At 63.2% G+C, this 5,689-nt stretch carries 5 protein-coding genes; all 5 read left to right on the top strand.

What is annotated here, in order from left to right:
* The first annotated feature begins 171 nt into the window (after nucleotides 1-171).
* The gene (locus tag ACODSK_RS32185) at nucleotides 172-735 is read left to right on the top strand and encodes a hypothetical protein (RefSeq protein WP_489022134.1); all 564 of its coding nucleotides are present in this window, start codon (nucleotides 172-174) and stop codon (nucleotides 733-735) included.
* Nucleotides 735-1,295, top strand: a complete 561-nt coding sequence (locus ACODSK_RS32180; protein WP_489022133.1) for a nucleotidyltransferase family protein — start codon at nucleotides 735-737, stop codon at nucleotides 1,293-1,295. The genes ACODSK_RS32185 and ACODSK_RS32180 overlap by 1 nt, the downstream gene beginning before the upstream one ends.
* Nucleotides 1,296-1,499: 204 nt before the next feature.
* A complete protein-coding gene (locus ACODSK_RS32175; protein ID WP_489022131.1) occupies nucleotides 1,500-2,012 on the top strand; it encodes a sigma-70 family RNA polymerase sigma factor in 513 nt (170 codons plus the stop codon).
* Nucleotides 1,988-2,950 (top strand): FecR domain-containing protein, encoded by a 963-nt coding sequence (locus tag ACODSK_RS32170; RefSeq protein ID WP_489022129.1) that lies wholly within the window; start codon nucleotides 1,988-1,990, stop codon nucleotides 2,948-2,950. The genes ACODSK_RS32175 and ACODSK_RS32170 overlap by 25 nt, the downstream gene beginning before the upstream one ends.
* A gap of 114 nt (nucleotides 2,951-3,064) precedes the next feature.
* Nucleotides 3,065-5,530, top strand: a complete 2,466-nt coding sequence (locus tag ACODSK_RS32165; RefSeq protein WP_489022128.1) for a TonB-dependent siderophore receptor — start codon at nucleotides 3,065-3,067, stop codon at nucleotides 5,528-5,530.
* The last annotated feature ends 159 nt before the right edge of the window (nucleotides 5,531-5,689 follow it).

The raw sequence follows: 5,689 nt of genomic DNA, 5'->3' as shown, positions 1-5,689 counted from the left end.
TGCACAGGTTTTATGGCCGCTTTGCGGCCAATCGCGGCTAACAGCCGCTCCCACACGGGTTCGTGTTGTGCTTGATCGAGATGTGTAGATACCCATGCAGCGATGGGGCCATCAACAACACCACAAACTGTTGTATTGTCCGGGCTTATCCCCTGTACCCAAGGTCGCCGCATGGCGCGTCTCTACGTCACCCTCAGTCTTCTGCTCTACCTCCTGGCCCTGTGCCTGGATGCCGTCGATCTCGGCGGCGGCAATGTGGTCACCGCCTTGCAGGCCCTGTTCCAGGGACCGTGGGGCGTGGTCTTCGGCCTGTTCGGCTGGTTCGCCAACCCGCTCTACGGTTTCGCCCTGCTCCTGCGCCGACGGGTGCGCTGGTTTTCGCTGTTCCTCGGCCTCTGGGCGCTGTACCTGGCGGTGACCAGCCACGCTATCCAGCGCCTGCCCGACAACATCAACTACAGCTTCCACGACGTCATCGGCTTTGCCCCCGGTTATTACCTCTGGGCCCTATCCATCGCCGCGTTCTGCATTGGTCAGGCCTGGTGGTGCAGCCGCGGGCGCAACGTCGAGGTGCCGCGCTGGAGCCTGCCGGAAGGCGGGCTGGCGCTGTTGCTGCTGGTGGTGATGGTGATCGGCCTGCGCGATGACAGCCTGCGCTTCGATTTCGACAAGTTGTTCGACCTGCCGCCGTCGGTCTGGGAAATGCCGCCGCCGACCCGTGACGAGGCCATCTGATGAGCCAGTTGACCGCGCAGGCGCTGGTCGCCATGGCCATGAAGAACCCGCTCAATGCCCGGCTGATGGACCTGCTGGTCGGCCTCGACCTGCCACACTGCATGCTTACCGCCGGCTGCCTGTTCCAGGCCTTGTGGAACCTGAAGATCGGCCGCGAGCCGGGCTGGGGGGTGAAGGACTACGACGTCATCTACTTCGACCATGACCTGTCCTGGGAAGCCGAGGATCGAGTGATCCAGCGAGTCCGCGCAGCCTGCGGCGAGTTCGCCGAGCTGGTCGAGGTGCGCAACCAGGCGCGGGTCCACCTCTGGTACGAAGAGAAGTTCGGCGTGCCCTATGCGCCCTTGCTCAAGGTCACCGACGGCATCGACCGCTACCTGGTGCGCTCGACCTGCATTGGCCTCGATGTGCGCAGCGGCGAGCTGTACAGCACCTGGGGACTGGATGATCTGCAGCAGGGGGTGTTGCGCAGCAATCCGCTGAACGACCAGCCGCAGATGTTCCGGCGCAAGGCCGAAAGCTATCGCGAGCGCTGGGAATGGTTGCGGATCGAGGAGTGAGGGTGCTGTTTATGGCCTCATCGCCGGCAACGCCGGCTCCCACAGGGTTCCGGGCCAGCCGCATGATCCAGGCCCGACACAGAAACCTGTGGGAGCTGGCATTGCCAGCGATGAGGCCCGAGAGGCCAAGGAAGATGCCCCTTGCACCCGCTCCAGCAATATGCAGACAATATTGAGAGTTATTACCATTTGTGACTTCTCATCATGGATGCAGGAAGCAAGGCTTTACCGCCAGCGGACATCGAACAGCTTTACGGCGACCACCACGGCTGGCTCAAGGGCTGGCTGCGCAATCGCATCGGCAATAGCGCCGATGCCGCCGACCTGGCCCAGGACACCTTTGTCCGGGTCTTGAGCCTGCGCCAGTTGCCGGCACTGCGCGAACCGCGCCATTACCTGGTGACCATCGCCCGCGGCCTGCTGATCGACAAGGCCCGCCGCCGGGTGCTGGAACAGGCCTATCTCGACGCCCTCGCGGCCCGTCCCGAACCTGTGCAGATCTCTCCGGAAACCCATCACCAGATCATCGAGGCGCTGCTGGCCATCGATGAATTGCTCGATGGTCTCGGCGTGCGCACCCGGCAGATCTTCCTGATGGTGCAACTCGACGGCCTGAGCTACGTCGAGGTCGGCAAGCGTCTCGGGCTGTCGGTGACGACAGTGAAGAACCACCTGGCAAAGGCCTTGATGCAATGCATCCTGCTGATGGACGACTGACCCCACCCCGCCTGCCGGGCACGGCCGACCTGCAGGCGGCGGTGCAGTGGTACCTGCTGCTGCACGATGCCGAGGTCAGCACCGAGCAGCGTCAGGAGTGGCAGCGCTGGCTGCACGAGCGGCCGGAGCATGCCAGTGCCTGGGCCCGCATCGAGCGCCTGCAAAAGCAGTTGCACGGTATTCCCCAGGACGTAGCCATGCCGGTGCTTTCGCAAATGGGCATCCCGCGGCGCCATGGGCTGAAACTGCTGTTGCTGCTGGGGGCTGGGGCGGCGACCTTCGATGGCTATCGCGCGTCGCCGTACAGTGCCGATTTCGCCACCCGTACCGGCGAGCGACGCAAGGTCATCCTCGCTGATGGCAGCAGCCTGGAACTGAACACCGATACCCGGGTGGATATTGCGTTCGACGATCATCAGCGCCTGATCCAGTTGCGCCAGGGTGAGATCTTCATCAGCACCGCCGGCGATGCCTGGGCTCGTCCGCTGTCGGTGCAGACGCCCCATGGCCGGGTGCTGGCGCTGGGGACGCGCTTCGATGTGCGCCTGCAGCAGGGCTTCAGCACAGTGTCGGTCCAGGCCCATGCCGTCGAAGTGCGACCACGGGGCAGCGCGACTCTGGTGCAAAGGGTGACGGAGGGCCAGGCGCTCACCTTCACCAATGAGGATGTCGGGCCTTTGCGTGCCGCCGGGGTCGAGACGAGCGCCTGGACTCGCGGGCTGCTGGTCGCCATCGACTGGCGTCTGGATGACTTCCTGCAGGAGCTGTCGCGCTATCGCCCCGGCTACCTGGGATGTTCGGACGATGTCGGCGGGCTGCGGATTTCCGGCGCTTTCCGCCTCGATGATATCGATGGCGTACTGGCCAACCTGCCGGTTTCCCTGCCGGTACGGCTGCGCGGATTTTCTCGCTACTGGACCCGGTTCGAGCGGGCGTGACCGTCGCGGTGAAAAAAATCCGGATTTCTTCCTTGCCGATTCTCATTTCCATTCGGCTCCCCTTGTAGAGCGGTTTGTCAGCCGCCTTCATCGCCACGGCACAGGAAGCGTCAAATGAATCACCTTTTCCGCAAGACCGCCCTGCGGTCCAACATCCAGCGGGCGTTGCTGGGGCTTGCCCTGGTCGCCAACGCAGCCTGGGCACAGGACCAGGACTATGCGATTGCCGCCGGTCCCTTGGGCACTGCCCTCAGCCAGTTCGCAGCCGCCAGCGGCGTGACCCTGTCGTTCGGCTCGGCGCAGACCCAGGGCCTGAGCACCCAGGGCATTCAGGGGCACTACTCCTTCGAGCAAGGCATTGAACGACTGCTGGCAGGCAGTGGCCTGCAAGTCCGTCGCGAGGCGGAGGGGCGCTACAGCCTGGTGCCGGTGCCGCAGACCGGTGCGCTGGAGTTGGGACCCACTTTGGTAAAGGGCGTCGGCCTCGGTGAGGTCACCGAGAACAGCGGCTCCTATACCACCGGCGCGGTCAGCGTCGGCGGCAAGACGCCCCAGGCCCTGCGCGAGATTCCCCAGTCAGTGTCGGTACTGACCCGGCAGAACATCGAGGACCAGGGTCTGAGCAACGTCAACCAGGCCCTGGACAAGCTCACCGGGGTTACCGTGGTCGGCGGCAACGATGTGGACGCGAGCTTCTATTCCCGTGGTTTCCAGGTCACAAGCATCCAGACGGACGGCAACGCCCCGGCGATTCGCCAGCAGAACTACCAGTCCTTGGCGGACCTGGCGATCTATGATCATGTCGAGGTCCTGCGTGGCTCCGATGGCCTGTTCAGCGGCACCGGAGAGCCTGGCGGTACCCTTAACCTGGTGCGCAAGAAGCCGTTGGCCTACAACCAGTTCAAGACCACTACGTCGGCTGGGTCCTGGGACAACTATCGTCAGGAGCTGGACATCACCGGCCCTCTCGGCTTCGACGGGGCCTTGCGCGGGCGCGCAGTCGCGGCGGCGGAGGACCGCGATTATTTCTACGACACCACCAGCAGCGAGAAGAACGTCTTCTACGGTGTCCTTGAAGCGGACCTGGCTGCCGATACCCTGCTGACCTTCGGCGGCAGCCATCAGTGGCGCAAGATCAACGGCTACTGGGACAGCGGCCTGCCGCGCTACAACACTGGCGGCGATATCGGTCTGTCGCGGGATACCTCGCTGAGTGCCGACTGGTCCAGCGCCCGCTACGCCACCAACGAGCTGTTTGCCAAGCTGGAGCACAGTTTCAACGAACAGTGGAAGGGCAGCGCCAGTTACAGCCGCTATCACCAGGACGTGACCCAGAACATCGGCCAGGCCACCGGGACCGTGGACGAGACGACCGGCGTCGGTTCCAACTTCCAGCGCTGGGCGCGCGACTACAGCATCGACCAGGATCTTTACGACGCCAATGTCGCCGGCCATTTCAGCGCCTTCGGCCTGGACCATGAGATCCTCTTCGGCGTCGATCACCAGGAAACCCGCCGCAGCTTCGACTCCTACCGCCTGGGCATGCAGAGTACTCCGGTAAGCATCGGCAACAGTGATATCGCCGGTATGCCGGAAGGGCCGCTGCCTGGCCTGTACATCACCTTCCCGGCGTGGAACCAGCGCAAATCCGGCGCCTATTCGACCCTGCGCTTGCAACTGGCCGAGCCGCTGAAGCTGATCGTCGGCGCACGTTACTCGGACTATGACGACAACATCACCAGCGTGACCCCGGGCGATGGCAAGGTCTATCCCACCGGCGGCAGCGAAAGCGGGGTGATCACGCCTTACGGCGGGCTGGTCTACGACCTCAACGAGCAATGGACGCTGTACACCAGCTACAGCCGGATCTTCTCGCCGCAAACCAACTACCTCGATACTAACCACCAGTCTCTTGAGCCCATGACCGGTGATACCTACGAGCTGGGGACCAAGGCCGAGCTGTTCGACAAGCGTCTTAACCTGGCGTTGGCGGCGTACTACACCAAGCGCGAGAACGAATACATGCTGGTCACCGCCGAGGCTTCGGAAGGCAATCCGTGCTGCTACGAGGCGGCGGGCAAGGTGGTCAGCAAGGGCTTCGATGCCGAGATCAGCGGCGAACTCCTGACCGGCTGGCAAATCGGTGCGGGCTACACCTTCAACCTCAACAAGCAGTTGAAGACCGGTACGGCCTCGAATGTCGGCAAGCCACTGAGTACGCAGACGCCCAAGCACTTGTTCAAGGTGTTCACCAGCTATCAGTTGCCAGGCGATTGGGCGCGCTGGAAAGTCGGGGCTGGCGCGACCATCCAGAGCCGCAACTACGTCAGCGGCACGTCGAGTGTTAAGGGCGACCAGGGGCAGATCATCACCACGGTCAATCCGTTCGAGTACGAGCAGGCGGGATACGCAGTGTGGAATGCACTGGTGGACTACAAGGTGGACGAGCACTGGACGGTGTCGCTGAACGGCAACAACCTGTTCGACAAGACCTACTACCGCAGTGTCGGGACTAATGCGTTCAACAACTGGTATGGGGAACCGCGCAACTACATGCTGACGTTGCGCGGGACGTTCTGAGCTGGAATCGGTACTGGTGCTGAGGGTGTGACTGCTGGCCTCATCGTCGGCAAGCCGACTCCCACAGGGACCGCGTCGAGCACAGCTACTGTGGCAGTCCACCTTGTGGGAGCTGGCTTGCCAGCGATGAGCATGGGTATCTACACATCTCGATCAAGC

It is taken from the genome of Pseudomonas sp. FG98, from assembly GCF_057808595.1.
This window is presented reverse-complemented; position numbering and strand designations above follow the sequence as displayed.

Coding starts and splice junctions, on each gene's coding strand:
- ACODSK_RS32185 (WP_489022134.1), top strand. CDS start 172: ATGGCGCGTCTCTACGTCACCCTCAGTCTTCTGCTCTACCTCCTGGCC.
- ACODSK_RS32180 (WP_489022133.1), top strand. CDS start 735: ATGAGCCAGTTGACCGCGCAGGCGCTGGTCGCCATGGCCATGAAGAAC.
- ACODSK_RS32175 (WP_489022131.1), top strand. CDS start 1,500: ATGGATGCAGGAAGCAAGGCTTTACCGCCAGCGGACATCGAACAGCTT.
- ACODSK_RS32170 (WP_489022129.1), top strand. CDS start 1,988: ATGCATCCTGCTGATGGACGACTGACCCCACCCCGCCTGCCGGGCACG.
- ACODSK_RS32165 (WP_489022128.1), top strand. CDS start 3,065: ATGAATCACCTTTTCCGCAAGACCGCCCTGCGGTCCAACATCCAGCGG.